This window comes from Kribbella sindirgiensis, from assembly GCF_004331435.1.
In the GTDB taxonomy this organism is placed as follows: Bacteria; Actinomycetota; Actinomycetes; order Propionibacteriales; family Kribbellaceae; genus Kribbella; species Kribbella sindirgiensis.
Map to the genome: position 1 here is coordinate 1 of NZ_SJKA01000035.1, position 26403 is coordinate 26403.

At 69.1% G+C, this 26403-nt stretch carries 29 protein-coding genes and 1 pseudogene; 17 read left to right on the top strand and 13 right to left on the bottom strand.

Annotated features, from left to right (window positions below; translation table 11 throughout):
• A pseudogene (locus E0H50_RS42130) lies at positions 1-324 on the bottom strand (DUF222 domain-containing protein); the annotation flags it as partial.
• 254 nt (positions 325-578) lie between these two features.
• On the opposite strand from E0H50_RS42130, the gene E0H50_RS42135 reads away from it, so the two are divergent.
• A complete protein-coding gene (locus E0H50_RS42135; protein ID WP_131296920.1) occupies positions 579-1355 on the top strand; it encodes a class I SAM-dependent methyltransferase in 777 nt (258 codons plus the stop codon).
• Between the two features lie 11 nt (positions 1356-1366).
• Here the strand turns inward: E0H50_RS42135 and E0H50_RS42140 are convergent, their stop codons facing one another.
• Positions 1367-2059, bottom strand: a complete 693-nt coding sequence (locus E0H50_RS42140; RefSeq protein WP_131296922.1) for a nucleotidyltransferase domain-containing protein — start codon at positions 2057-2059, stop codon at positions 1367-1369.
• A complete protein-coding gene (locus E0H50_RS42145) occupies positions 2059-2901 on the bottom strand; it encodes an alpha/beta fold hydrolase (RefSeq protein ID WP_131296975.1) in 843 nt (280 codons plus the stop codon). Before E0H50_RS42145 ends, E0H50_RS42140 begins: the two co-directional genes overlap by 1 nt.
• 165 nt (positions 2902-3066) lie before the next feature.
• On the opposite strand from E0H50_RS42145, the gene E0H50_RS42150 reads away from it, so the two are divergent.
• From E0H50_RS42150 to E0H50_RS42170, 5 genes are read left to right on the top strand one after another with little or no spacing between them, the layout of a single operon-like run.
• A complete protein-coding gene (locus E0H50_RS42150; RefSeq protein ID WP_131296924.1) occupies positions 3067-3996 on the top strand; it encodes an ABC transporter permease in 930 nt (309 codons plus the stop codon).
• Positions 3996-4994 (top strand): ABC transporter permease, encoded by a 999-nt coding sequence (locus tag E0H50_RS42155; RefSeq protein ID WP_131296925.1) that lies wholly within the window; start codon positions 3996-3998, stop codon positions 4992-4994. The genes E0H50_RS42150 and E0H50_RS42155 overlap by 1 nt, the downstream gene beginning before the upstream one ends.
• Positions 4987-5982: an ABC transporter ATP-binding protein gene (locus tag E0H50_RS42160; protein WP_131296927.1), complete on the top strand. Its 996-nt coding sequence runs from the start codon at positions 4987-4989 to the stop codon at positions 5980-5982. The genes E0H50_RS42155 and E0H50_RS42160 overlap by 8 nt, the downstream gene beginning before the upstream one ends.
• Complete coding sequence (locus E0H50_RS42165) at positions 5975-6961, top strand: ABC transporter ATP-binding protein (RefSeq protein WP_131296928.1); 987 nt, start codon at positions 5975-5977, stop codon at positions 6959-6961. The genes E0H50_RS42160 and E0H50_RS42165 overlap by 8 nt, the downstream gene beginning before the upstream one ends.
• Positions 6958-8631 (top strand): ABC transporter substrate-binding protein, encoded by a 1674-nt coding sequence (locus E0H50_RS42170; RefSeq protein ID WP_131296930.1) that lies wholly within the window; start codon positions 6958-6960, stop codon positions 8629-8631. Before E0H50_RS42165 ends, E0H50_RS42170 begins: the two co-directional genes overlap by 4 nt.
• Before the next feature lie 4 nt (positions 8632-8635).
• Here the strand turns inward: E0H50_RS42170 and E0H50_RS42175 are convergent, their stop codons facing one another.
• Positions 8636-9130 (bottom strand): phosphatase domain-containing protein, encoded by a 495-nt coding sequence (locus E0H50_RS42175; protein ID WP_131296932.1) that lies wholly within the window; start codon positions 9128-9130, stop codon positions 8636-8638.
• Positions 9123-9668 carry a GNAT family N-acetyltransferase gene (locus tag E0H50_RS42180; RefSeq protein WP_131296934.1) on the bottom strand — a complete coding sequence of 182 codons (546 nt, stop codon included), beginning with the start codon at positions 9666-9668 and terminating at the stop codon, positions 9123-9125. Before E0H50_RS42180 ends, E0H50_RS42175 begins: the two co-directional genes overlap by 8 nt.
• Positions 9669-9839: 171 nt before the next feature.
• Here E0H50_RS42180 and E0H50_RS42185 point away from each other — a divergent pair, with 171 nt between their 5' ends.
• Both E0H50_RS42185 and E0H50_RS42190 read left to right on the top strand, forming a co-directional pair.
• Positions 9840-10964 (top strand): metallophosphoesterase family protein, encoded by a 1125-nt coding sequence (locus tag E0H50_RS42185; protein ID WP_131296936.1) that lies wholly within the window; start codon positions 9840-9842, stop codon positions 10962-10964.
• A complete protein-coding gene (locus E0H50_RS42190; protein WP_131296938.1) occupies positions 10961-13717 on the top strand; it encodes an AAA family ATPase in 2757 nt (918 codons plus the stop codon). Before E0H50_RS42185 ends, E0H50_RS42190 begins: the two co-directional genes overlap by 4 nt.
• On the opposite strand, the gene fdhD is transcribed toward E0H50_RS42190, so the two are convergent.
• A complete protein-coding gene (gene fdhD / locus E0H50_RS42195; RefSeq protein WP_131296940.1) occupies positions 13701-14534 on the bottom strand; it encodes a formate dehydrogenase accessory sulfurtransferase FdhD in 834 nt (277 codons plus the stop codon). The genes E0H50_RS42190 and fdhD overlap by 17 nt on opposite strands.
• The gene (locus tag E0H50_RS42200) at positions 14531-15511 is read right to left on the bottom strand and encodes a phosphotransferase family protein (RefSeq protein ID WP_131296942.1); all 981 of its coding nucleotides are present in this window, start codon (positions 15509-15511) and stop codon (positions 14531-14533) included. The genes fdhD and E0H50_RS42200 overlap by 4 nt, the downstream gene beginning before the upstream one ends.
• 56 nt (positions 15512-15567) lie before the next feature.
• Between E0H50_RS42200 and E0H50_RS42205 the strand changes: the two genes are divergently transcribed.
• Positions 15568-16191: a trimeric intracellular cation channel family protein gene (locus E0H50_RS42205; protein ID WP_238151712.1), complete on the top strand. Its 624-nt coding sequence runs from the start codon at positions 15568-15570 to the stop codon at positions 16189-16191.
• Positions 16192-16197: 6 nt separating this feature from the next.
• On the opposite strand, the gene tnpB is transcribed toward E0H50_RS42205, so the two are convergent.
• The 4 genes from tnpB to E0H50_RS42225 all read right to left on the bottom strand — a co-directional run bounded on the left by tnpB (position 16198) and on the right by E0H50_RS42225 (position 19966).
• Positions 16198-17586, bottom strand: a complete 1389-nt coding sequence (tnpB, locus tag E0H50_RS42210) for an IS607 family element RNA-guided endonuclease TnpB (RefSeq protein WP_131296944.1) — start codon at positions 17584-17586, stop codon at positions 16198-16200.
• Positions 17579-17923: a hypothetical protein gene (locus tag E0H50_RS42215; protein ID WP_131296946.1), complete on the bottom strand. Its 345-nt coding sequence runs from the start codon at positions 17921-17923 to the stop codon at positions 17579-17581. The genes tnpB and E0H50_RS42215 overlap by 8 nt, the downstream gene beginning before the upstream one ends.
• A gap of 83 nt (positions 17924-18006) precedes the next feature.
• Positions 18007-18726, bottom strand: a complete 720-nt coding sequence (locus tag E0H50_RS42220; protein WP_131296949.1) for a MerR family transcriptional regulator — start codon at positions 18724-18726, stop codon at positions 18007-18009.
• Between the two features lie 40 nt (positions 18727-18766).
• Positions 18767-19966 carry an MFS transporter gene (locus E0H50_RS42225; RefSeq protein WP_131296951.1) on the bottom strand — a complete coding sequence of 400 codons (1200 nt, stop codon included), beginning with the start codon at positions 19964-19966 and terminating at the stop codon, positions 18767-18769.
• 48 nt (positions 19967-20014) lie between these two features.
• Here E0H50_RS42225 and E0H50_RS42230 point away from each other — a divergent pair, with 48 nt between their 5' ends.
• The 3 genes from E0H50_RS42230 to E0H50_RS42240 all read left to right on the top strand — a co-directional run bounded on the left by E0H50_RS42230 (position 20015) and on the right by E0H50_RS42240 (position 22471).
• A complete protein-coding gene (locus E0H50_RS42230) occupies positions 20015-21085 on the top strand; it encodes a ferrochelatase (RefSeq protein WP_131296952.1) in 1071 nt (356 codons plus the stop codon).
• Positions 21082-21876: an inositol monophosphatase family protein gene (locus E0H50_RS42235; protein ID WP_131296955.1), complete on the top strand. Its 795-nt coding sequence runs from the start codon at positions 21082-21084 to the stop codon at positions 21874-21876. Before E0H50_RS42230 ends, E0H50_RS42235 begins: the two co-directional genes overlap by 4 nt.
• Before the next feature lie 295 nt (positions 21877-22171).
• Positions 22172-22471, top strand: coding sequence for a DUF4193 domain-containing protein (locus E0H50_RS42240; RefSeq protein ID WP_130379292.1), 300 nt, complete (start codon positions 22172-22174; stop codon positions 22469-22471).
• Between the two features lie 73 nt (positions 22472-22544).
• Here the strand turns inward: E0H50_RS42240 and E0H50_RS42245 are convergent, their stop codons facing one another.
• Entirely contained in the window at positions 22545-22868 is a 324-nt protein-coding gene (locus E0H50_RS42245) for a DUF4235 domain-containing protein (protein WP_131296957.1), read from the bottom strand.
• Positions 22869-22896: 28 nt separating this feature from the next.
• The gene (locus tag E0H50_RS42250) at positions 22897-23325 is read right to left on the bottom strand and encodes a DUF3093 domain-containing protein (protein ID WP_238151713.1); all 429 of its coding nucleotides are present in this window, start codon (positions 23323-23325) and stop codon (positions 22897-22899) included.
• Positions 23326-23416: 91 nt separating this feature from the next.
• On the opposite strand from E0H50_RS42250, the gene dut reads away from it, so the two are divergent.
• The 5 genes from dut to E0H50_RS42275 form a co-directional block, all read left to right on the top strand.
• Entirely contained in the window at positions 23417-23869 is a 453-nt protein-coding gene (gene dut / locus E0H50_RS42255; RefSeq protein WP_131496640.1) for a dUTP diphosphatase, read from the top strand.
• Positions 23870-23956: 87 nt separating this feature from the next.
• Positions 23957-24604 carry a DUF3710 domain-containing protein gene (locus E0H50_RS42260; protein ID WP_131296963.1) on the top strand — a complete coding sequence of 216 codons (648 nt, stop codon included), beginning with the start codon at positions 23957-23959 and terminating at the stop codon, positions 24602-24604.
• Positions 24605-24623: 19 nt separating this feature from the next.
• Complete coding sequence (locus E0H50_RS42265) at positions 24624-25013, top strand: OB-fold nucleic acid binding domain-containing protein (protein ID WP_131296966.1); 390 nt, start codon at positions 24624-24626, stop codon at positions 25011-25013.
• Between the two features lie 19 nt (positions 25014-25032).
• Complete coding sequence (locus E0H50_RS42270; RefSeq protein WP_165547490.1) at positions 25033-25725, top strand: DUF3159 domain-containing protein; 693 nt, start codon at positions 25033-25035, stop codon at positions 25723-25725.
• A 475-nt stretch (positions 25726-26200) separates the two neighbouring features.
• Positions 26201-26403, top strand: a 203-nt coding sequence (locus tag E0H50_RS42275; RefSeq protein WP_131296972.1) for a hypothetical protein, incomplete at its 3' end; no start/stop codon positions are given.

Below are 26403 nucleotides of genomic sequence, written 5' to 3' on the forward strand. Positions count from 1 at the left end.
GGGGAAGCGGTGGCGCAGGGCGAGGGCGTCGGCGAGCAGGGCGCGGCCGACGCCGGGTGAGACCCCGACTACGGCGGCGAACTCGGCGATCGCGAACTCCGCGATCGCGGGGCAGCCCTCGCCGCCCAGGATCACAGCGCGTTCGCGCCCGTCGTTGGCGCGGCGGGTTGGGCGGGTGGGGCAGACGGAGGGGTGGAAGCGGTCGGCGTAGATCTGGGCGCATTCCAGCAGGTGCGCGTCGGCGCGGTTGGCCACCGTGCGGCAGTCCGCGGCACGCTCCAGCAGGTCGCGGGTGCTCAACGTATCCAGATCTTGCTCGAGCATGTGTTCGATTCTATGCAAGACGCGCGGGTGGTTCAAGCCACGGGCAGCCTGTTTTTCCTTATCCACAAGGGGAAACGTCACAGGTTCGGCGTACGGGGAAACGTGTAGGCGATGGCGAAATGGGGTTGGTGGTCCGATGCGCGGGAGGGGTAGCCAGCGGCCGTAGGCGGCGGGTTGACTCGGCGGGTCGCAGACTGTCTGCTGTCAGCCGAAGAAGCTGTGCTCGCGGAGATTGTTCGGGCAGTCTGGCCGGCATGACAGCACTCGGATTCGGCGGCGAGGTCGCGGAGCTGTACCAGCGGTACCGGCGCGGGTACCCCGACGAGACGATCGATGCGCTGACGCAGGCTTTCCGCCTCGGTGCTGATGACGTGGTACTGGACGTCGGCTGCGGCACCGGGCAGCTGACGTTGCCGCTTGCGAGGAGCCTTCGTGCGGTCATCGGGCTGGATCCGGAGGCGGACATGCTCGTTCAGGCTCGGGCCGTCGTCGGTGACCAGCGCAATGTCATGTGGGCGCTTGGTTCCGATCGGGACGTGCCAGCGATCGCACAGCTTGTTGGGCCACTCGCCGCGGTCACCGTGGCCCAAGCGCTGCACTGGATGGACCACGATGACCTGTTCCGCACGGTGCGGCCGCTGCTGCGTGCCGGGGGAGGCATTGCGGTCGTGACCAACGGCGTACCACTCTGGCTACAAGACACCACGTGGTCCTCCGCGCTGCGCGAGTTCCTGCAGCAGTGGCTCGGCACGTCGCTCGCCGCCGCCTGTGGAACCGACGAGCGAAGTCAGGAGGTCTACCGTCTGAGCCTCGCGGCGGCCGGCTACGTCGTAGGCGACACGAGGGTGCGGTATTCGGCTCCACTCACGTTCGTGGAACTCCTTGGTGGAGTCTTGTCGGCGATGCCGGTTGAACAGTTGCCGATTGGTCGTGCGCGAGAGGAGTTCGCCGCGCGACTGCGAGACGCCGTCGGCCCGGGCCCATTCACGGAAGACGTCGACGTACGGCTCCTGATCGGACTGCGCGACTGAGTGCGGCGTGACTAGATGCTCGCCGCCAGCTCGAATCCGGCGAACAGGCGTCCTCCGTGCGCGGCAAGGATGTTGTCCACAGCGACCACCAGGCGATCGTCCGACGCCCGCACCCCGTCCAGCAACCTCACAGCGTGATCAGTGCCGTGAGCAACGTCGTACGCCGTGACCTCTCGCAGCAGACCCTTCCCGGTACCGGACCAGTGCCCGGCGCCGGTCAGTAGCAGCCGGGCCGCCTCCTGCCACAGCACTGACGTGATCGCCAGCCGCACATCACCTTCTGCGGCTGCCAGGTCCTCCAGCAGGTCGGTGACCGTGTAGCGCAGCAGGTCCAGCTCGTCGGAAGTCAGCGGCTTAGGCCCAGCAGCCACTTCGGCAACGAACTCCTGCTGCAGTCGCGCGGCGGACCCGTCGGTGTCCACCAGTACGACGGATTCGCCGACCAGCCGCATCATGGTCGGCTGGCGTCGCAGCTGGTCCTTGTCGGCGAAGTAGCGCAGTGACTTCTCGGTGTGCACGAACAGCTCGACCGGCCAGCCGCCGTACTCCAGCGACTTCCTTCGCGGTGCCGGTGGTCCGTCCAGCAGCACCGTGATGTCCAGGTCGGACGTCGGGCTTGCGTCACCGCGCGCAACGCTCCCGCCGAGCCAGGCGGCCCGGGCCTCCGGATACAGCTCCAGAACGAGTTGACGCGCTAGGTCCATCAGGACAGTGTCAGCCAGCGCAGCAGTTCGCGGTACGCATTTGTTGGCGGGATGTGGCCGCCCACGTAGTACTTGCGTTCGGCGTGCGGGATCGCGGCGGCCAAGTGGTCGGCGTACTTGCCGGCGCGCTCGTCAGCTGATCCGTGCCAGAGGCTGACAGGCACCTGGATGTCGCCGAGTTCGAACCCCCAGGGCCGAGCGAACGCGAGATGGTCGTCGATCCAGCCGTCATGACTGGTGACGAAGGTCGCGGTCAGCCGGGCGATCGCCGACGGGTCCTCACGCGCCGGGGGTCCTGGCGGCGAACCGGGGTCCGGCGGGAACTCCGGCCCGCCCGCCTCGACGGCGGCCATGATCGTGCGAGCTGTTTCCTCGAGCCCTGGTCGCAGGTCTCCGTGAACCGCCCGCCAGGAGGTGCGGTTGCGCCGTGGGTCCGCCTGCTCCTCTGCCTCGGTCGGCTCGGGGCCGTCGACGAGGGGCGGCGCGTTGCTCCCAGTCACCGCGCAGCGAGTCACGCGGTCGGGGAGGAGTGCCGCGCAGGCCAAGGCGTGCGGACCGCCTCCGGAGCCGCCGGTGACCGCGAATCGTTCCCAGCCCAATGCATCGGCCAGAGCAACCGCGTCGGAGGCGACAGATGCCACGGTCCGGCCCTCCTGCCGGGTCGATCCGCCGTACCCGGGCCGGTCCGGCATCACCATCCACACCCCGGACGACTCGATCGTCGCCACCACCTCGGGCCGCTTCCACCGCGTACTCGGAGTACCTCCGAACGACATCACCGGTACGCCGCTGTCCGCCCCGTAAACGGCGTACAGCAGCACTCGGTCACCGATCTCCACCATGGCATCCACACGCGGAGCGTAACCACCCGGCAGCACCTATCCGAATCCACAGTTAACGACCCGACATTCTCGGGATTCGAGATGCGAACCCCGTGGTGGGAGGATGCGGCCTAGGTTTTGTCGGCCATCACACATGACTGTGATTCGAACCTGTCGGGAGTGCTTGTGAGTTCCTCGGTCGCCGGGACCGTATCGCCCACCCGGCAAGCGATGCGCCGGCTTCGGCGTGACCGCAGCGCGCGGGTCGGCCTGGTCGTGGTCGCGCTGCTGATCGTGATCGCCGCCGCGGCGCCGTTGCTGGTGCGGCTGGCCGGCCAGGACGCGACGACGTACCACATCGATCTGCTCGATCCGGCCCGCGGCAACGCGCCGCGCGGGGCGGTCGGCGGCGCGAGCGGTAGCCACTGGTTCGGGGTGGAGCCGCTGACCGGCCGGGACCTGTTCTCGATCGTCGTCCTCGGTCTGCGGACGTCGCTGTTCATCGCGGTCGTCGTCACGCTGATCACCACGGTCGTCGGCACCCTCGCCGGGATCAGCGCGGCGTACTTCGGCGGCTGGTACGACGCGGTGCTGTCGCGACTGCTCGACTTCCTGTTCGGGTTCCCGCAGCTCGTGTTCATGATTGCCCTCGGCATCATCGTCCCGGCGGGCTTCCCGCGCTGGCTGCTGCTGATCCTGGTGCTCAGCTTCTTCGGCTGGGCCGGCCTGGCACGCCTGATCCGCAACCAGGCCCGCTCGCTGGTCGCCCGCGAGTTCGTAGAGGCGGCCCGCAGCGTCGGGTCGAGCGGCTGGATGGTGATCACCCGCGAACTGCTGCCGAACCTGCTCGGTCCGGTCCTGGTGATCGCCACGCTCGCGATCCCCGGCTACATCGGCGCCGAGGCCGCGCTGTCCTTCCTCGGCGTCGGCGTCCCGCCGCCGACCCCCAGCCTCGGCCGGTCGATCTCGGACTCGATCGCCTGGGTCTACACCGGTGCGGACCCGTGGTTCCTGCTGTTCCCGGGCGCGATGCTGTTCCTCGCCGTCCTCGGCTTCACGTTGCTGGGCGACGGCGTACGGGACGCGTTCGACGTTCGGTTGCGGAGGACGAACTGATGCCCGACCTCGTCTGGTTCCTGATCCGGCGGCTGTTCGCCGCGCTGCTGGTGATGCTCGCGCTGAGCCTCGCCGTCTACCTGATCTTCTACGCGATCCCCGCCGACCCGGCCCACCTGGCGTGCGGCAAGCCGTGTACGCCGGACCGCCTCGAGCAGGCGCGGCACTTCATGCAGCTCGACCAGAGCACCCTGCAGCAGTACCTGAACTTCCTGAAGGGCATCTTCGCCGGTCGCACGTTCGGAGACGGCGCGGCGGCGGTGCACTGCAACGCTCCGTGCTTCGGGTACTCGTTCCCGCTCGCTCGCCCGGTCACCACGCTGATCATGGACCGGCTGCCGATCACCGCCTCGATCGCGCTCGGCGCGGCAGTCCTCTGGCTGCTGATCGGCGTGTCGCTCGGGGTGATCGCCGCGCTGAACCGGGGCCGCCTCCTCGATCGGCTGTCCGTCGGCGTCGCGCTGATCGGCGTCTCGACCCCGTCGTTCCTGCTCGGGCTGCTCGCGATCCTGGTGTTCGGGTTCTGGCTCAACATGGTCCCGGTCAACGGCTACATCCCATTCACCGAGAGCCCGGTCGACTGGGCGTGGCACCTGGTCACGCCGTGGATCGTGCTGGCCATCCTGCAAGCGGCGTCGTACATCCGGCTGACCCGGTCGCAGATGCTCGAGGAACTCAACCTCGACTACATCACCACGGCCCGGGCGAAGGGCGCCGGGGAAGGGCGAGTGGTGCTGATCCACGGGTTGCGCGGCGTGCTGGTCCCGGTGATCACGCTGTTCGGTCTCGACCTGGGCGGCCTGCTCGGCGGCGCGATCCTGACCGAGAAGGTGTTCAGCATGCAGGGCCTCGGCGACCTGCTGATCAGCGCGGTCGGTCAGCTCGACGTGGCCGTGGTCGTCGGCGTCACGCTGTTCTCGGCGTTCCTGATCATCCTGGCGAACCTGGTGGTGGACATAGTGCACGGTGTGCTCGACCCGAGGGTGAGCCATGGCTGAGCCAGTGCTGGAAGTACATGACCTGAAGGTCACCTTCCGGACCGAGAACGGTTCGGTGCCCGCCGTCGACGGTATCGACTTCGCGGTCGCGCCCGGGCAGACGCTCGCGATCGTCGGCGAGTCCGGTTCCGGGAAGAGCGTCAGCTCGTCCGCGGTGATGGGCCTGCTGCCGTCGAACGCCGACGTCACCGGCGAGGTGCTGCTCGACGGCCGCGAGCTGAACGGCCTGCCTGCCGACGAGCTCCGCAAGATCCGCGGCAACGACATCGCGATGGTCTTCCAGGACGCCCTGTCGGCGCTCAACCCGTACTACTCGGTCGGCTGGCAGGTCGCCGAGGCGTACCGGCTGCACCACGACGTCTCGAAGAAGGTCGCGCGCCGCCGGGCGGTCGAGATGCTCGACAAGGTCGGCATCCCGGACGCGACCCGCCGCGCCGACAGTTACCCGCACGAGTTCTCCGGGGGAATGCGGCAGCGGGTCGTGATTGCTATGGCTCTGGTGAACGACCCGAGAGTGCTGATCGCGGACGAGCCGACGACCGCACTCGATGTCACCGTGCAGGCGCAGATCATGCGCCAGCTGGACGACGTCCAGGACGAGTTCGGTACGGCGCTGATCCTGATCTCGCACGACCTCGGTGTGGTCGCCGAGGTCGCGGACGACGTCCTGGTGATGTACGCCGGCCGCGCGGCGGAGCGAGGTACCGTGCGGGACCTGTTCTTCCGGGCGGCGCACCCGTACAGCCTCGGGTTGCTGGGTGCGATGCCGCGGGTCGACGTACCGCCGAAGCCGCGGCTGACCACGATCCCGGGCACTCCGCCGGCGCCGGGGTCGATCACCACCGGCTGCCCGTTCCAGCCGCGGTGCGCGTACACGCATCTGGTGGGGGAGCGGTGCGTCACGGAGCGACCCGAGCTGACGCCGCGTCCCGGCGAGGGTGATCACGAGGCGGCTTGCCACCTGGGACGGAGGCCGGCGGATGCCTGACGAGCTGCTGAACCTCAAGGACGTGCGCAAGTACTTCGGGTTGCGCGGTGTGCCGTGGCAGAAGGCGCAGGCCGTGCGCGCGGTCGACGGCGTCAACCTCGTCGTACGTCGAGGCGAAACCGTCGGTCTCGTGGGTGAGTCGGGGTCCGGCAAGTCCACGCTGGCCCGGGTCGCGACCCGGCTGCTCGACCCGACGCAGGGCCGGGTCGAGATCGGCGGCCAGGACGTCACCAAGGTCAAGGGCCGCCGGTTGCGCCCGATCCGCCGCCGGATCCAGATGGTCTTCCAGGACCCGCAGGCGTCGCTGAACCCGCGGCAGTCGGTGGCGACGATCCTGAGTACGCCGTTCCGCGCGCAAGGACTCCGCCCGACCCGGGCGCAGCTCGTCGAACTGCTCGAACAGGTCGGGCTGGCCGAGGAGCACCTGGTGCGGTACCCGCACGAGTTCTCCGGCGGGCAGCGGCAGCGGATCGGGATCGCCCGGGCGCTGTCGGTCAAACCCGATCTGCTGGTCTGCGACGAGCCGGTGTCCGCGCTGGACGTGTCGGTGCAGGCCCAGGTGCTGAACCTGCTCGCCGACCTGCGCGACGAGCTCGGCCTGTCGTACGTGCTGGTCGCCCACGACCTGGCCGTCGTCCGTCAGGTCGCCGACCGGATCGCCGTGATGTACCTCGGCACGATCGTCGAAGAAGGCCCGGCGGCGAAGGTGTACGAGTCGCCGGCGCACCCGTACACGAAGGCGCTGCTGTCCGCCGTGCCGGTGCCGGAACCGGGGGTCACCCGTGACCGCATCGTGCTGACCGGCGACGTACCGACCCCGATCGACCCGCCGTCCGGATGTCCGTTCCGGACCCGTTGTTACAAGGCCGAGGACGTCTGCGCGACGAAACGACCAGTGCTCGAGCCCGTCGCCGGGAACTCCGAACACCGGGCCGCCTGCTACTTCCCTGAGCCCCCACCCCTTGAGAGGACCCCATGAAACACATATCCCGAGCGGTCGCGTTAGCGGCACTGCTCGTGCTCGCGGCGGCCGCGTGCAACGCCAACGACAAGTCCGGCACGACCGGCGGCAGTACTGCGGCCGCGGAACAGGGCGGCACCTGGCACATCCTCAGCACCAGCAAGGAGATCAGCTACGACCCGGCCAAGAGCCAGAACCTGGGCATCAGCGGGATCCACCTCGTGCTGCGCGGCCTGACGTCGTGGAAGACCGACCCGAACAAGCCGACCGAGCTGGTCCCGGACCTGGCCACCGACACCGGCCAGGTCAGCGACGGCGGCAAGACCTGGACCTACAAGCTGAAGGCGGGTCTCAAGTACGCCGACGGTTCGCCGATCGTTGCTGCTGACATCAAGTACGGCGTCGAGCGGTCGTTCGCGCCGGAGCTGTCCGGCGGTCTCGGCTACCACAAGTCGCTGCTGACCGGCGGTGACAAGTACACCGGCCCGTACAAGGGCGGCGAGCTGGCCTCGATCGAGACGCCGGACGAGACCACGATCGTCTTCAAGCTGAACAAGCCGTACGGCGACTGGCCGTGGATCGTCAGCATGCCGGCGTTCTCGCCGGTGCCGAAGAAGGCCGACACCGACCCGGCGCACTACGGCGAGAAGCCGATGGCCAGCGGCCCGTACCAGGTGCAGTCCTACACGCCGGGCTCGAAGCTCGTGCTGGTGCGCAACCCGAACTGGGACAAGTCGACCGACCCGGCCCGGACCGGCCTGCCGGACTCGATCGTGACCGACATGGGCCTGGAGCCCAACGTGGTCAACCAGCGGCTGATCGCCGATGCCGGTGACGACAAGTTCGCCGCCACCACTGGTACGTCGGTCCCGGCGTCGCTGATCCCGACGATCACCGGCAACCCGGCCGTCAAGGCCCGCGTGGCGACGTCACCGTCCGGCGCGCTGCAGTACCTGGCGATGAACACCAAGCGGCCGGCGCTGGCCAACCCCGCGGTCCGTAAGGCGATCGAGTACGCCGTCGACAAGCAGGCCGTCCAGGTCGCCGAGGGCGGTCCGGAGTACGGCGGTGAGATCGCTTCGACGCTGATCACGCCGGGCATCGACGGGTACAGCAAGTACGACCTGTACGAGGCGCCGCCTGCCGGTGACCCGGCGAAGGCCAAGCAGATGCTGGCCGCGGCCGGCGTCAGCAACCTGAACCTGGTGCTGGCCGCCGACAACACGACCGGACTCGGCGTGGCGCAGGCGATTCAGCAGGGCCTGAAGCGGGCCGGGATCACGGTCACCATCAAGCCGCTGGAGAGTGAGCCGCTGACCGACCTCATCACCGGCAACAAGCCGGACTTCGACCTGACGGTGTCGAGCTGGCTGCCGGACTTCCCGAGCGCGATCGGCAACATCCAGCCGCTCTTCGGGACGTCGGAGATCGGCAACGGCGGGTACAACATCTCCCGCTACTCCAACCCCGCAGTGGATACGGCGATCGCCGCGGCCACCGCCGAACCGGACCGCACGAAGGCAGCCGGCCTGTGGGCTGCACTGGACAAGCAGATCATGGCCGACGCCCCGATCGTGCCCCTGATCTACGCGCGCAACGCGTTCCTGCACGGGTCGAAGGTCCAGAACTTCTACCTGTCGTCGTACCCGCCGTACGCCAACACCCTGATCGTCGGCCTGAGCAAGTAACGGCTCAGGTCCGGCCTTCGGATTCCTGGGCTTCGAAGAGGGTCGGCTGGGACTCTGCATCGAGTCCCCAGTCGGCCCTCATCACCGTGTAGCCGGCTTTTGCGGCGGCCTTGATGACTGAGGCGTCGTCGTCGACGAGGACGGCGACGGGGCGCTGTTCGGCGAGGCGTTTGAGGCGGCCCAGTTTCATCAGCATCGACGGGCGGCGGTCGGTGTTGCCGCGCATGTAGACCTTGCCGTCCGGGAAGCCGTTGTCCTTCAGCCACTTCTCGGTGTCCCGCCGGATCCGTTCGGGGCGGCCGGTCAGGTAGACGATCTCGTGGTCCGCGGCCAGCGTCGTCGCGATCGCGAGGCCTTCCTCGAGGACGGCGTCGTCCTTGGAGTGCGCGAAGAACGAGTCCCAGTCCTTCGGCTTCCGCTCGATGAAGTGCAGCCGCTTGCTGGTGTCCGACAGGGTCGCGTCGATGTCCAGTACGGCGTACGGTCGCTCGTCACTCATGCGACCCAGCTTCCCAGGTCGCGCGATCGACGGCGTACAGCACCTCGCCGAACTCGGTTCCGGGCAGCGGATCGTCGAAGTGCTCGTGGTACACCTTCTCGAACCGCAGTCCCGACCGGCGCATCACCGCCCGCGACCGGTGGTTGACCGCCATCGTGTCCGCCTCCACCCGCTCCATCCCGAGCACGGTGAACGCGTGCGCGATCAACGCCCGGGTGCCCTCGGTCGCGTACCCCTTGCCCCAGGCGGACCGCTTCAGCCGGTACCCGACGTCGACGGTCCGCGGATCGGCCGTCGGCTGGATCCCGAACCACCCGACGAAACCGTCCGCGTCCTCGGCCTTGAACGTCCCGAGCCGCGGATGCCCGGCGTACACCGCGAGGATCTCCGGCAGTACGACGCTCTCGACCTCGTCCCGCGGCGTCGCCCGCCCGGTCAGGAACCGCATCACCTCGGGATCGGACTCCAGCTCCAGCAGCAACGCGCCGTCGTCCGGTCCGAACCGCCCCAACCGCAACCGCTCCGTCGTGAGATACACATCCGGACTCTCTCATCGTCCTTGGGCCCCCACCAGTCGTTTCGGGGGCGGCGAAACGGTTGGTAGGGGCTCAAAGTGCGTCCGGAGTGCGTCCGGAGTGTGGGCGGTGTGCGGGTTTGGGGGTGTTGGGTTGGGTGGTTGTCGGCGGTGGGGGTTAGCGTTCTGTTCGCTATGGACGAGTCGATCACGTTTCTGCACAGCTCGGACTGGCAGCTGGGCATGATGCGCCGGTTCCTGGGGCCGGACGGGCAGGCCCGGTGGGGTCAGTCGCGGCTGGACGCTGTCGCGCGGATCGGCGAGGTCGCGGAGCGGACCGGGGCGGCGTTCGTGGTCGTCACCGGGGACGTGTTCGAGCACAACCAGGTCGAGCGGCAGACGATCCTGCGGGCCTGCGAGGCGCTGAAGCGGATCCCGGTCCCGGTCGTGCTGCTCCCGGGCAACCACGACGCGCTGGAGCCGGGGTCGTTGTGGACCTCGAGCCAGTGGCTCGCGCACGCGCCGGAACACGTCACGGTGCTGACCGAAACGACTCCCTTTCAGATCGTGCCGGGGGTCGAGATCGTCGGCGCGCCGTGGCGTTCGCGGCGCCCGCTCTCGGACCCGGCCGCGCCCGGGTACGCCGACCTGACCGCCGACCCGAAGACGACGCGGATCCTGCTCGCCCACGGTCAGCTGACGAGTCTGTCCGGCGGCATGTCCGACGTACCGACCATCGATCAAAAAGCTTTGGAGGCCGCGGTCGCGGACGGCCGGCTGCAGTACGTCGGCCTCGGCGACCGGCACTCGACGACCCGGGTCACCGACCGGATCTGGTTCTCCGGGACGCAGGAGGTCACGTCACCGGAGGAGGACGACCCCGGCAACGTCCTGAAGGTGACCATCGGCGCCGGTATCGAGGTCGAGCCGATCCGCGTCGGCGCGTGGCACATGGTGGATCATCGCGCCGACCTGTTCGACGAGGAGTCGATCACGGCGCTCGAGGACTGGTTCGCCGAGCTACCGGACAAGGAGCGGACGTACGTGCGGCTGGCCGGTGACGGCTCGCTCTCGCTGCCGCTGCTGGCTCGGCTGGACTCGATCATCGACGCGCAGGGCGAGGTCTTCGCGAGTGTCGAGCGCTGGGTGAAGTTCTGGACCGTGCGGCCGGCGCCGGACGCGGCGGATCTGGAGTCCCTGCAGCTGAGCGGTCCGGCGCGGGCCGCGATGGAGGAGCTGCGGCAGGCGCTGGCCGGCGGCGACGAGGGCGCGGGTGCGGCGCTGTCGTTGATGCACCGATTGGCGCGGGACGCGGGATGAGATTACACAGCTTGGCGCTACGGGACTTCCGTGGCGTCAAGGACCGCATTGTCCGGTTCCGCGCGCTCGGGACCACCGTGGTCGTCGGCGACAACGAGGTCGGGAAGTCCAGCCTGGTCGAGGCGTTCGGGCTGATCTTCGACCTGCCCGACGACTCGAAGTCGACGCGGATCCGCGACATCCAGCCGGTCGGCCAGGACGTCGGCCCGGAGGTCACCGCGGAGCTGAGCCTCGGCGGTCGTGAACTGACCTACACCAAGCGTTGGCTGAAGAACCGGTCCACCGAGCTGACGGTCGTCGAGCCCGACGGCCGGCGGCAGTCCTGGACCGGGCGCGAGGCGCACAACGAGGCCGAGCGGCTGTTCCACGAGAACGTCGATCCGGTGCTGTGGCAGACCTTGATGGTCAGCCAGGGCCAGTCGTTGGTGCTGCCAACACCGGCGGACGCGGAGCCGCTGATCACCGCGGTGACCGCGGAGTCGGGCACTCCGGTCGACGGTGCGTCGATGCCGCTGGTGACGGCCGTCGAGCACGAGTACCTGCGGTACTGGACGCCCCGCGGCAAGCCGACCGGCGACTTCGCCCGCTCGGCGAAGACCGTGGCGGCGGCCGAGCTGGCCTTCAAACAGGCGTTGCAGGCGATGGACGAGGTCCAGTCCGACATCCGCCGCGCCGAGCGGCTGACCCTCGACCTGAGCGACGTCTCCACCCGCCTGACCGATCACCTCACTGGCGTCGAGGCCCTGCGCGAACGCAAGCAGGCGACCGACGAGATCCTGCTGCGCCGGGACTCGGTGAAGTCCCGCGCCGAAACCGCGCGAGCGCGCTTGGAGAACCACACTCGCACCCGGCTCGATCGCGAGCGGCTCCTCGACGAGGTCGAGCGGTTCACCAAGTTCGAGGCGGAGCTCGCCGCGCGGCGAGCCGACGCGGAGCTGGTCGCCCGAACCGCGGCCGAGACCGTCCAGGCGGCGGAGGCCGCGCTCGCGGAGGTCGTGGAGCTCAAGGACCTGCGGCGTACCGACGTTCAGACCGCGGAACGTCGCGTCTCCGACCTGATGGATCGCGCCGAGCTGGACCGGCTGGTCGGGCAGCAGACCGAGCTGGTCGACGTCCGGGCGCGGATCGCGGCGGCCGGGACGATCCTCGACCGGATCAAGGTCGACGACGCCGTGGTGGCGGCGTTGGAGGATGCCCGCGCGGCGGTCGTCGAGGCCCGCGCGGCACTCGCGGCCGGCGTTCCCGAGGTGTCGGTACGGCGACTTGGCGCCGAGCCTGTCGAACTCTCCGGGACCGGTCTGGAAGGCACTGTGCCGCCGGAGCTCGGCTTCGACGAGTCGACCGAGGTGCTCGTCTCGGGTGAGCTCGTGGTCGGGGTGCCGGGGCAGGTCGAGGTGACCGTTCGTGCCGGTGGCGAGGCGGCGACGCTGCGCTCGCGCGTCGACGACGCCGTACGGCGGGAGACGGATCTGCTGAAGAAGGCGGGCGTCAAGGATGTCGCGGCGGCGCGGGACCTGCTGCGGAAGGCCGACACCGCGACCGCCGAGCTGAACGAGGCGCGGCGGACCGAGAAGTCGCTGACGGCCGGAGGCGATCCGGGCGAGCGGATCGCCGTACTGACCGCTCGTCTCCAGGTTGGGGAGCTGGCCGAGGACAGCGGCAAGCAGCCCGCGGTCGAGGCTGTTCCGGGGCAGATGTCGCTGTTCGCGGAGTTCACTGAGTTCGACTCGTCGCACGACACGTTGTTCGACGACATCGACGAGCCCGGGCTGGAGCCTGGGGATCTCGCGAGCGCGCAGCGTGTCCTTGAGGAGGCCCGGAGTGGGCTGGCCGATGTGGAGCGGCTGCTGACGGATGCGGAGTTCGCGGCGGCGCAGGCGCGGAAGGCGGCGGACGAGGACCGGTCCGAGGCTCAGAACGCACGGGCCCGGTCGGAGCTCGCAGGGGAGCGGCTGGCTGCGGCGGTCGAGTCGCTGGAGTCCGCGCGGTCCGTGCTCGACGACGAGGCCGTGGCGGTGGCCGAGAGCGAGGCGACGGCTGAGGTCGAGGCGGTGCTCGAGGAGCTCACCGCCGTACAGGAGCAGGCGGACGAGGCTGGGGCGGACCAGGTCGCGGGTGAGCTGACGCACGCGTTGGCCGTCGCGACGCGTCTGCAGGGCGAGCGCGACACCTTGCGCGACGCATTGCGTACGACGGAAGGCCGCCTGGAGCAGTCCGGGCGGGACGGACTTGCGACGCGGCGGGACGTGGCCGAGCTGGAGCTGGCCGCCGTACGCACGGAACACGACAGCCTCCTGCGGCGGGCCGAGGCGGCGCGGCGGGTGCACGAGACGCTGAGCCGGCATCGGGCCGAGGCGCAGACGAAGTACTCGGAGCCGTTGCAGAGCCGGATCGAGGCACTCGGCCGCAGTGTGTACGGGCCGTCGTTCCGGGTCTGGCTGGACGACGACCTCGCGGTCGCCGAGCGCGAACTGGACGGCGTCCGGTTGCCGGTCGAGGCCTTGTCGACGGGTGCTCAGGAGCAGCTGGCGATCATCACGCGGCTCGCGATCAGCCACCTCGTCAGCACCGGCGAGGGCAGCGTCCCGGTGATCTTCGACGACGCCCTCGGCTGGTCCGACAAGGCCCGCCTCCGCGACATGGGCGCCCTCCTCGGCCGCGCCGGCGACCACGGCCAGGTCATCATCCTGACCTGCATGCCGGACCGCTACGAGTACGTCCCCAAGGCAACGTTCATCAAGCTGGACGGATGATTCGCTCCGGGGCGGAGTAGACGACGCAGCGGTCGCCTCGGGTGAAGCCGGCCAGGGTGATGTTGAAGCGGCGGGCCAGGTCGACGGCGAGGCTCGATGGGGCGCCGACCGCGATGATCATGCCGAGGCCGGCGGCGACTGCTTTCTGGACGATTTCGTAGCCGGCGCGGCCGCTGACGGCGAGCAGCAGGCCCTTGCGGCTGTGCTGGTTGAGTACCGTCCAGCCGACGGCCTTGTCGACCGCGTTGTGCCGGCCGATGTCCTCCTTCACCACGACCTTGCGGCCGTCGGCGGTGAACAGGCCCGCGGCGTGCAGACCGCCGGTGCGGCTGAACATCGGCTGCGCCTCCCGGAGCAGATCGGGCAGCCGGCGTACGACGTCGAGCGGGGCCTCCACCGGGTCCACCGGGTCGTACTCGCGCTCGGCGAGTTCGTCGAGGCTCTGCTGGCCGCAGACACCACAGGCGGCCGACGTCACGCCGTACCGCTGGGGTGGTTCGCGGTCCGGGGGACCGTCGAAGGTGACCGTGACGGTGTTGAACTGCTGTTCGGGGGTCAATGTGGCGTCGGTGCAGTAGGCAACGGTCCGGATCGCGTCGGGGCGCACCGCGAAGCCCTCGCCGAGGCAGAACCCGGCGGCCAGCTCGAAGTCGGAGCCGGGCGTGCGCATCGTGACGACCAGCGGCTCGGGCGGCCGGCCCGGCCATTCGAGTCGCAGTTCCAGCGGCTCCTCGGTGCTGACGACGTCCTCGCGCCGCGATGTCCGGTCGCCGTCGAGCACCTCGACCTTGAACCTGCTGGTGGGAGCCTTCGTCATATCTCCACGGTAGGCCAGCCCCGTCGTACGGCGAGCCAGTCGAGGAAGGTCCACGCGTGCAGCCGCTGGTGCTGGCGCAACGCCGGGGTACAGCCGGCTGGGGGCGGGGCCTCGGTGTTCTTCATCATGTACGCCGCTATCACGGCCACGAGGCAGTCGAGGTGATCCTTCGGTACGTCGGCGGTGAGCGGACTGCGCGCGATCGCCGTGAACGTGTCGATGCCTTGGTGCTGCGCGATCGGCAGGAGGCCGACCCAGTCGACCCAGCGCGGGCCGAGTGTCAGCCAGTTCCAGTCGATCGTCCAGCAGACGCCGGCGTTGTCGATCAGCATGTTGTCCGGGCGCAGGTCGGAGTGCGCGGCGGAGTCGCCGGCGAGCGCTTCGGGCACAAGCTCGACCAGCTCCGCGAGCTCCGGCAGTACCCGCGGCAGCCAGCCCTGCAGACCGACCGGCATCTCCCGCTCACCCGCCAGAATTTGCGCAGGCACCGCAACGTCGTCCCCGACCAGCTCCGAGAAGAGGCTCAACCCATCCAACGGACTCGGCCGCAGCACCTCAGCCATACCCTCACAAGCAGCAGTAACCGCCCCAAAGTCCTCAGCCGTCCACGGAGCCCCCGGCATCCGTCCCTCAACCCACTCGGATACCACCGCAAACCAGCCGTCGGCGTGGGCGGTGGTGATGATTGCTGGGGCTCGGACTGCCTTCGGGAGCTGTGGGACTACCTCGGCTTCGCGCTGGTATGCCTCGTACGCGTGCAGGCCTTCGCCGGCTGCTTTGATGAACACGCGGCGGCCGTCCGCCAACTCGGCCCGTGCCGCGAAGCCTCCGGTGAAGCCGGTGCTGACCGGTGTCGCGACCGAGGTGACCTGCGTGCCGAGGGCAACGGCGAGGGCTTCGTGCAGGGCGGGCGGGAGCGACTCCCAGCCGGGTCGCGACGAGGTGGCGAAGTAGTCGACGTCCGGGGCGCGGTTCATGACCACGAACGATAGATCCGCCAGTGGCGCGGCGCTCGTGGTTTAGCGTTCGGGCTGTGAGTGGATCCGTGGTGCTGCAGGTGCTCGATCTGGTCGGAATCTTCGTGTTCGGGATCACCGGTGCGCTGGTCGGCGTACGGAAGAAGCTGGACGTGTTCGGGATCCAGGTGCTGGCGCTGGTCACCGGACTCGGCGGTGGGTTCATCCGGGACGTGCTGATCGGCCAGACCCCGCCGGCCGCGCTGCGCGACTGGCGCTACCTGGCCGTCCCGATCGCGGCCGGTCTGCTGACGTTCTTCCTGCATCCGGGGATCGGCCGCGTCGAGCGGCTGGTGAACATCTTCGACGCGGCCGGGCTCGCCCTGTTCTGCGTGACCGGTGCCCGGAAGGCGATCGAGTTCGGCCTGTCGCCGATCTCGGCCGCCCTTCTCGGCACGATTTCGGCCATCGGCGGCGGGGTACTCCGGGACGTGCTCAGCGGCCGCGTCCCGGTCGTCCTCCGCTCCGAGATCTACGCCACCCCCGCGCTGCTCGGCGCCGCGATCGTGGTGATCGCGTCGGCGTTGGAGTACCACGCGCTCTGGGTCCCGATCGCCGCCGCGGTGGTGTGCTTCGCGATCCGGCTGGTCGCGATCCGCCGCGGGTGGAACGCGCCGCTACCGTCGCCGGGGAAAAGATGATGGTGCTCATCCCACCGGCGCCCCATCTCGGGGTTGGTCCCTAGCCTTGCGCTTGGGTTCCTTCCGCGCTTCATTGCCACCTGCCGAGCGAGGCTCGGTCTTGCGGTCGGCTCCACGCTTGACGGCGGCCCTGACTGGGCCGACGGCGCTATCAGCCGCGGTGGGCGTCTCGTAGCGCGCGAGATTGATGGCTGCGTTCTCGTCTCGCTGATGGTCGGCGTGGCACTGCCCGCAGGTCCAGTGCTCCGCCCACCCGACATCTTGGACGTGCCTGCAGGCGTGGCAGGTTTTGGAGGACGGGAACCAGCGATCCGCGATCACGAGGTTCGAGCCGTACCAGCCCGTCTTGTAACCGAGTTGGCGACGAGGCTCACCAAGGGCGGAGTCCGACAGACCACGCCTGCGGGCACGGGCGCCCGTCAGCCCCTTCTGCCGCAGCATCCCAGCCGTATCCAGTCCTTCGACCACGATGGTGCCGTGGGTCTTGGCAAGCCTCGTGGTCAAGCGATGGATGTGGCGGGCACGAATGTCCGCGACCCGGCACTGCAACCGGGTAATCCTGGTTTGGGTCTCGATGTAGCCGCGCGAGCCCGGTGTCCGGCGCGACCGCTCGCGGCCCAGGCGGCGCAGATCCTTCAACGCAGCCTCCAACGGCCGCGGGTTCGACACACGTTCGATCACCTCTCCGCGACCGTTGGCAACAGTGGCCAAGACCCGCACCCCAACGTCGACACCTACCCGCGAAGCCAGGTCCTTGACCGTGGGTTGTTGAGGCCGCTGGATCAGCACCCGGAACGAGACCACCAGGCGCGTGCCTTTTCGGGACACCGTCGCCGCGAGTATCCGTGCCTTTCCCTTGGCGATCAGACGTTCCAGGCGGCGCGTGTTCTCGTGAACCCGCACGGTGCCGATCCTCGGCAACGTGACGTGGCGCCGATCTGGCTCAACTCGGATAGCGCCGGTGGTAAAGGTGACCCGGTCTCGGTCACGGCCCTTCTTCGCGAATCGCGGGAACCCGACGCGTCGACCTGCTCTCTTCCCGGCTCGGGAGGTCTGCCAGTTCCAGTAGGCATCCACCGCCGCGCGGATGCCGTCAGCGAACGCCTCCTTGGAGATCTCGGGCCACCACACCTGACCGGTCTCGGTGTCGATGCACTCGCTGTCCTTGACCCGGTTCCACCGTTTCCGCAACCCAGCCAATGACGGCTTCTCTGTGTCCTCACCGGTCTCGCGGTAGCGCGCCAGGTCGGCCATCAACGTACCCACGGCCCAGTTCCGGGCCCTGCGGCGACCGCCGAACTGACGCCGTAGACACGCGGCCTGCTCCGGGGTGCAATCCAAGGCGAACTGGAACGCCTGCACGTTCCAGCCCTCGGGGATCTCGAACCTAGCCATACAACCAGTCCTCGTCATCTTCCCCGCAGCCGGGGCAATCCCCCTCGTTGCACGCCTCGCAGAGGCCACCGGAGTTGATGGTGAAAGCGAACTTCGCCTTACAGCAGAAACACGAGAAGTCCGCCTTGCGAGCGTCCAGAGCCTGCCGTTGCCGCGCCGCTTCCTCGTCCTTCCGGCGGGCGTACTCTCGCCGGGCAAGGGTCAGCCATTCGGGCCGCTCTGCACGCAGTTCGCGCACCTGCTGACGCGTCCACGGACCGCGTCTTGGCAGATCCTTAAGGGCGACGCTGAGCCGTGCTGCTGCCTGTTTGGCCGAAAGCGGCTTGCTGCTGCCCATATTCCGCATTCTGCTGGTCGCCACCGACAGTTTCTGTAAGCGCCGCACTGCAGGCCGACGTCACCCGCGCGCACGGCTGGCTGCTACGCCGATTCCGGGTGGACCACTGCCCATCCGTTGACCACGGCAACCAGTTCCAGGTAGCGGTACCACTGCGGTCCGGCCTCGGTACGCCGGAGTTCGATCAGGCGGCTGCGGTACGCCGGGTCCGCCCGGAGCGGGTCGTCGCCGGCCAGCGCCCGATACCCGACCGCAAGCCGACGTACAGAGGCACGGAAATCCTCCGAGGCCGTCAACGCGGTCAACTCGGCCCACGCCGTGAGCTGCGCAGCGTCAGCGTCCTCGGGCAGCACAGGAGTGAGGTTCTGACGCACCGCGGGGTCGGCGTCGCCGAGCGTCGTGCTGAGGAAGTCGTCGATCAGCGCGCGCCGGTCCTGCTCTGCGTGTTCGGCGTGTTCGGTCATCAGGTGCACGTCCTCCAGGTCGGGATGGTTGGTGAGGACCGTGAGCAGGGCGTGCCGGTGGCGCAGCGTGCGGATCTGGATCGCCAGCGCGTCGGCGTGGGTCGCCGCGACCTCGGCGAGGGAGCGTTCCTCCCGCAGTACGGCGTGGATCGTCGGCAGATCGAGGTCCAGCGCCCGCAACGTCCGGATCAGCCGCAACCGCACGACGGCGGTGTCGTCGTACCGTCGATGGCCGGCAGCGGTACGCCGTGCCGTGAGCAGCCCGAGGTCGGAGTAGTGCCGCACGGCCTTCACCGACACCCCGGCGAGCCGCGCCACCGCACCGATCGAGTGGTCCATGCCCACTACCCTCACACCTCCCGTAACAGGAGATACAAGCCTAGTTATGCGCGAACCGTTCCTTCGGGCGGGCGAACGTGATGGAGGCCGCGGCGACGATCGCGCAGGCGATGCCGACGCCGAAGGGGACCCAGTAGGCGTCTGACGGGCCCCAGACGTCGACCGCGTGGCCTGCGGCCGCGTTACCCGGTGCGACGCCGAGCAAGATGCCTGTGACGGTCCAGGTGATCGCCTCGGTCAGCCGCTCCGGCGGCACCCACTCTTCGACGCAGGCGGTGACGGCGACCATCGTCGGTGCGATCGTCATACCGCAGCAGAAGAGCACGACGCCGAGCAGCCAGATGCTGTCGACCCAGGGGAGCGGCGCCAGCGTGATCGCGAGCGCGATCGTGCCGAGCAGCAGCCGGCGCTCGACCGGGGCCCGCCAGTGCACAGAGCCGTACCAGAGACCGGCCAGCAGGCTGCCGAACGCCCAGACCGCCAGTACGACGCCAGACAGCCCTGCCTGTCCCTTCTCGGTGGTGAACGCCACCGTGATCACCTCAGCGCCACCAAGGGTCGCACCGAGGCCGAGACCGATCAGGCTGAGCAGGAGGATCGAAAGCCAGGGGAGTGGTGCCTGCTCGGCGCCATCCGACTTGCCACGCCCTGGTGGGTCGGATGCGCGCAGCAGAGCCAGCCAGATGCCACCGGCCAGTCCTAGTACGCCGGCCGCGGACAGAGCGGCGTACGGACTCGCCTGGGTCGCCAGCGCGGTGACGAGCACCGGGCCGACGATGAAGACCACCTCGTCGCCGACTGCCTCCAGCGCGAACGCCGTCTGCAGTGCTCGGCCACGGCCCAGCAGGTGCGTCCAGCGCGCCCGGACGAACGAACCGACCTGAGGACGGGTGCCACCGGCAATGAACGACAGCAGGTACAGGACCCACGTGGGCGCGTCAGCACGGACAGCGACGAGCAGCGCCGCCAGACCGACGGTGCAGGCCACAGAGCCGATCAGGATCAGCCCGCGCTGGCCGAACCGGTCGACCAGCCGGCCCTGGACCGGGCCGGTCAGCGCACCGGCGATCACGGCCACACCGGAGACCGCGCCGGCGAGACCGTACGAACCGCTCTCCTGGGCGATCAGGATGACGATGCCGAGGCCGATCATCGAGATCGGCATCCGCCCGAGAATCCCGGCAGCGAAGAACGAGGCCGCTCCGCGGCGGCGCATGAGATGGAAGTAGGGCTTGAGCATGAGAGACCGGGAGCAGCTTAGCGTTCGGCCGTCTGAGAAGCTTGGAATATGTCGCCTGCTGCGCCTCCGTACGACGCTGTGTTGTTGCTCTCCTTCGGCGGGCCCGAGAAGCCCGATGACGTGCTGCCGTTCCTGCAGAACGTGACGCGCGGCCGCGGGATCCCGGACGAGCGGTTGAAGGAGGTCGGCGAGCACTACTACTCGTTCGGCGGCCGGAGCCCGATCAACGACCAGAACCGGGCGCTGCTGAAGGCCCTGCGGGCGTCGTTCGACGAGATCGGGCTGGACCTGCCGATCTACTGGGGCAACCGCAACTGGGCGCCGTACCTGACCGACACGATGCGCGAGATGGCCGCGGACGGCATCCGCCGGGCCGTCGTGATCGTCACGTCCGCGTACCCGTCGTACTCCGGCTGCCGGCAGTACCGGGAGAACCTCGAGGACGCCGCCCGCGAGATCCCGGACGCGCCGCGGATCGACAAGCTCCGGCACTACGCGAACCACCCCGGCTTCGTCGGGTCGTTCGTGGAGTCGACCGCGGACGCGCTGAGCAAGCTCCCGGACGGTGCCGCGATCGCGTACGTCACGCACTCGATCCCGACCGCGATGAACGCGACCAGCGGCCCGGACGGCAACGGGTACGTCGACTGGCACCTGGACGTCGCCGCGTCGATCACGGCGGAGCTCGAGCGCCGCACGGGGCAGACCCGGCGTACCGATCTCGTCTACTGCTCGCGGTCCGGGCCGCCGCAGGTGCCGTGGCTCGAACCGGACGTGAACGACCACTTGGAGGCGCTGGCCGCCGACGGGGCGCCCGGTGTGGCCGTCGTACCGATCGGGTTCGTGAGCGACCACATGGAGGTCATCTACGACCTCGACACCGAGGCCGCGAAGACCGCGGAGAAGCTGCGGCTGCCGATGGCGCGCGCCGCGACGCCGGGCACGGACCAGAAGTTCGTCACGATGCTCCGCGACCTCGTGGTCGAGCGGGCCGCGGCCGAGCGCGGGGAGCAGCCGGACCGGCCGTGCGTCGGCAAGCTCGGCCCGGCCTGGGACGACTGCCGTCACGACTGCTGCCCGCCGCTGCGCCGACCCACCCGAGCTAAGGAAGCCGTATGACCTCCCCTGAAGAGTTGTTGAAGCTTGCGGTCGACGTGGCGGAGGAGGCGGCGCAACTGATCGTCGAGCGCCGCCGCGGCACGATCACGGTCGCCGACACCAAGAGCACCGTCACCGACGTGGTCACGGCCGTCGACCGCGAGTCCGAGGAACTGATCCGGGCCCGGGTGCTGCGCGCCCGGCCGGACGACTCGTTCCTCGGCGAGGAGGGCGACGACGTGATCGGCACCAGCGGCGTGCGCTGGGTCGTCGACCCGATCGACGGCACGGTCAACTACCTGTACGACCTCCCGACGTACGCCGTCTCGATCGCGGTGGAGTACGGCGGGGAGACCGTCGCCGGTGTGGTGGTCGACGCGCCCAAGGGCGAGGTGTTCACCGCGACCCTGGGCGGCGGGGCGTTCGCGGACGGCAAGCCGATCCAGGTGTCGGGAGAGACCGATCTGGCCAAGGCGCTGGTCGGGACCGGGTTCGGGTACGACCCGGCGCGCCGCCAGGTGCAGGCCGAGGTGATCCAGCACCTGATCACCAAGGTCCGCGACATCCGCCGGATCGGGGTCGGCGCGATCGACCTGTGCTACGTGGCCTGCGGCCGGCTGGACGCGGTGTACGAACGCGGGCTGAACCCGTGGGACTACGGTGCGGGCGCGCTGATCGCGGCCGAAGCCGGAGCCCGGATCGGCGGGCTGAACGGCGCTCCGGTGTCGCCGGAGATGTCGATCGCGGCCACTCCGGCGTTGTTCGAGCCGTTCCACGCGCTGCTGGCCGGGGCGGACCCACTGCGCGCCTAAGTGCCGGTGAGTGCTCGTTTCTGCGCAGTAGCGCGCACTAACGAGCATTCTGCTGTTCGGTACTGACATTTGTGGCGACACGCGGGTCACAGCATGGACCCAGTCGTGCATTGCGGGCCTTTATAGGGCACAATCCCGTCCTCGGGAACGGTGTTTGCCGATCCCGGCCTGGCTGTCAAGGGTTTCGGGGGACGAAAGTTCAGCGCGGTGCTCCGACGCGGAATTTCTCGGCCGCTCCACCCGTTCAAGGGCTCAGCAGGCAACACCACGGGTACGAAGAGGGCAGGGAAACACCATGGCGACTGATTACGACGCCCCGCGCAAGACGGACGAAGACGCTTCCGAAGAGTCGATCGAGGAGCTCAAGACTCGCCGTCACGACAAGAACTCCGGCAAGGTCGACGAGGACGAGGCCGAGGCCGCGGAGAGCTTCGAGCTGCCCGGCGCGGACCTGAGTCACGAGGAGCTCGCGGTCCGGGTCCTCCCGCGTCAGGCCGACGAGTTCACCTGTTCGAGCTGCTTCCTGGTTCACCACCGCAGCCAGCTCGCCGAAACGAAGAACGGGCAGCTGATCTGCCGCGACTGCGCAGCCTGAGCGGAAGCCCTACTTCGTCTGCAAACACCAGCGGGACCGTCCCACGTTCGTGGAACGGTCCCGCTGTCATGCCTCAGTCTTTCTTGACCAGCCCCGTGTCCGTGCCCTTGACCAGTCGCGCGGTGGCGTCCGCCTCGTAACCGGGCGGGGCATAGCCGGTGGACTTCAGCCAGTAGGCAGCCGCACGACGCTCCGCGAACAGCCTCGCAGCGGCAGCAGCCCCAGCGCTCACAGCGGCCCACACGGCGACCTCGGCGTACCCGCCCTGGCCGTTCTTCGGCGGCTTCCCGCCCGACCCCAGCTTCCAGGCCGTGCTGACCGCCTTGCTCGCGGCCAGGCCCACCACGATCGTGAAGGCGGCCTGTACCAGCTTCCAGCCGATCTTCGCTCCGACCACAACACCCTCCTCGTACGACTGCTGACAGTCAGGATCTTCCCACGCTGTGCCCGCTCAGGGCGGCAGCCAATCGGTCCGGGTGCCGCGTGGCGATCACCCAGTACGGCGCGGGGTCGGCCGGATCGGTGATCTGCACCCGCACGGCCCCCCTGATGTAGCTCCGCAGTACCAGGAACGCCTGCGGGTCGCAGTCGCGTCCGAACGCGTGCCGCGCAGCATCACCGGTCAGCGCCTCGACCGTGCCCAGATACCTCCGGTCGATCTCCGCCCGCCCGGCGTGCAGCCGCGCATCGTCGACCTCGACGCGCGCACCGCCGTACCGCAGGAACAGCGCGAGGAGCAGCACCGCGGCCAGCCCGCCGACCACGAGGCCGGCCATCGTCCCGACCGGTACGGCGACGATGCCGAACAGCGTGATGACGAGGGCGGCGGCGATGATCCACCACGACACCGGCACCCGCAGACTTTCCCGATACCTACTTTGCTCCAGGCCCACAGGACCAGCCTGGCATGTGGTCCGTCGGAGCCGCTCGATAGGGTCGCCTCTCGTGACCGAGGTACTGATCCAGCGACTCGACCCCGACCTGCCGATCCCGTCGTACGCGCACCCCGGCGATGCCGGCGCGGACCTGGTGGCGGCCGCCGACCTGACCCTGAAACCGGGTGAACGCGGCCTGGTCGGGACCGGGATCGCGATCGCCCTGCAGAACGGGTACGCCGCGTTCGTGCACCCGCGCTCCGGGCTCGCCGCGAAGCACGGCGTCTCGATCGTGAACGCCCCCGGAACCGTCGACGCCGGGTACCGCGGCGAGATCAAGATCAACCTGATCAACCTCGACCCGCACGCCGAGGTGACCGTGCGGCGCGGCGACCGGATCGCGCAGCTGATCATCCAGCAGGTCGAGAAGGCCCGGTTCGTCGAAGTGACCTCGCTGCCCGGTTCCGCCCGCGGTGACCAGGGGCACGGGTCGACCGGCGGTTTCGGCGATGTGACACGCTGACCAGGTGCACCCGTTGACCTGCCGGATGCGCGAGACTACGGCGCTGTATCAGCGCCGGCACCAAGACCAAGGAAGTAGGCAACAGCTGTGATCTTCCGCCGTAAGGGCAAGAACGACGAGCCCGAGACGGGCGAGACCCTCGACGAGACCGGTACGGCGGACGTCCGCGCCGAGGGCCCGTTCGACTCGACCGAGGTCGACGCCGCCGACCTGGAGGCGGAGGACCGGATCGATCTGGGCGCGCTGGTCGTCACCGGCATGCCCGGTATGGAGCTGGGCCTGCAGGTCGACGAGGGGAGCGGCGTGGTGCAGGCGGTGCTGCTGATGCTCGACGACTCCGCTCTGGAGCTGCGGGCGTTCGCGGCCCCGAAGACCAGCGGCATCTGGGACGAGGTCCGCCAGGAGATCGCCGGCGAGGCCGCCCGGATGGGTGGTACGGCGACCGAGTCCGAGGGACCGTTCGGCACCGAACTGGTGCTCGTCGTCCCGGTCGAGGACCCGGAGGGACAGGTCTTCAGCCAGACCTCCCGCGTCATCGGCGTGGACGGCCCGCGCTGGCTGCTCCGCGGTACCATCCTCGGCCGCGCCGCCGTCGAGGAGGACGCCGCCGAGCCGATGGAAGCGACCCTGCGCAACGTCGTCGTGGTCCGCGGTAACGAGCCGATGGCGGTCCGTGAGTCGCTGCCGCTGCAGATGCCGCCGGGTGCTCAGCCGAATGAGCCCGAAGAGGCCTGAGCGGACTACACTCGACGCCATGGGCAGCAACAAACCCGCGGGGCTGTGGAAGCGTGCGTTCCGCGGCCTGGCCGGGGACCGCGACCAGGAAGACGCGGAGGTCCTCAAGGACTTCGCGCAGGACTGTGGCGCGCGGTCCATCACCGGCTGCCACGACCGGGAGCTCGTCACGCTCTACGGCACGCTGCGCACCATCACGTTCAGCCCGCGCGGCGGCGTACCGGCACTGGAGGGTGAGTTGTACGACGGCACCGGCACGGTGAAGCTGATCTGGCTCGGCCGCCGCAAGATCGGCGGCATCCACGCCGGTTCGGAGCTGATCGCCTCCGGGCGGATCGGCGTCGTCGAAGGCGACCGGGTGATGTTCAATCCGCGCTACGAGCTGCGCCCCCAGGCTGCTCATGGCTGAGCCACACACGGAGCCGACGGTGACGGGGCCGACGGAGGAGGGGCCGCAGAAGCCGGCCAAATCGACGGACAAGGACTTCTTCCACGCGCTCGGCGGGTGGGGCGCACTGCTCGACATCGGGCTGCCCTGGATCGCGTTCCTGGTCGCGTACGCCGTCACCGACCACAAGCTGCAGCTGTCGCTCATCATCGCGGTCGGACTCGCCGCGGTACTCGCCGTCGTACGTCTCCTCCGGCGGCAGCCGTTGCGGAACGTGTTCGGCGGCTTCATCGGCGTACTGATCTCGGCCTGGGTCGCGAACCGCACCGGCAACGCCAAGGACTTCTACGTCCCCGGCCTGCTCACCAACCTCGGCTACGGCCTCCTGTACCTGATCACGGTCCTGATCCGCTGGCCGCTGTTCGGCGTCCTGTACGGCGTCATCACCCAGACCGGCACCGCCTGGCGCCGCGATCCGGTTCTTCTTCGAGGCTTCTCCCGCGCGACGCTGGTCTTCGTGGGACTCTTCGCGATCCGGCTGATCGTCCAGGTCCCGCTCTACTTCACCGGCAGCCTGAACGCCCTCGGCATCGCCAAGATCGGCCTCGGCCTGCCGTTCTACGCGCTGGCGATCTGGCTCGCGTACGCCGTACTCCGAGGCTCCATGCCCGCCGAAAAATGGGACGAGGCCCGAGACAGCATCACCCACCTCCTCCGCGGCAACAAGAAATAACCCCCGCCCGACAGCTCACTGCTTCACGGCGGCTGTCTTGTTGGCGGCCTCCGGCGGCGAGCGGACTGTGGTGTGACAGTGCTGTTGCCGGCGCGGCACCCTTCCCGCATCCCGGGGCGGTCGCCGCTGCGCGACGGCTGCGTTGTTGGCCGCCTTCGGTCGCGCGGGGCTTCGGGTGTTCGGCCGCTGGGAAGCTGAGCTGATGTCTCGCGCTCGCTCGACGGTAAGCGGCCTGGTCGGCCGGCATCGTGGCGGCTCAGCCAACCGGTCGATTGCACGCAGCCGATCGACGCAACTCGAGACTGCGGCACGATCCGTTGGTCTGCGCCGTCGGTCGAGCGGCTTCGGACCTCCTCGCGCTGTCCGCCGCGCCGCTGCACGTGGTCATTCGTCCTGTGCGGGATCCCTTGTAAACAAGGGATCCCGGTCATGCGCGGATTTGACCGAGATCCGATCGTGACATAAACTAGAACACATGTTCGAAGAAGATCTGGAGGCGCTCGACACCGCGGACCTGCTGGCCGCGGCGTCGAAGTACGACCAGATCCAGAACCGCGCCGCCGTCCGCATCCTCGAAGCCGCACTGACCTACGCCGACCGGCACGCGGTCGTCGAGGGCTACCAATGGCTGCCGGGCTACGAACAGCTTCGTGTGTATGGCGGTGACGGTTGCCCTGG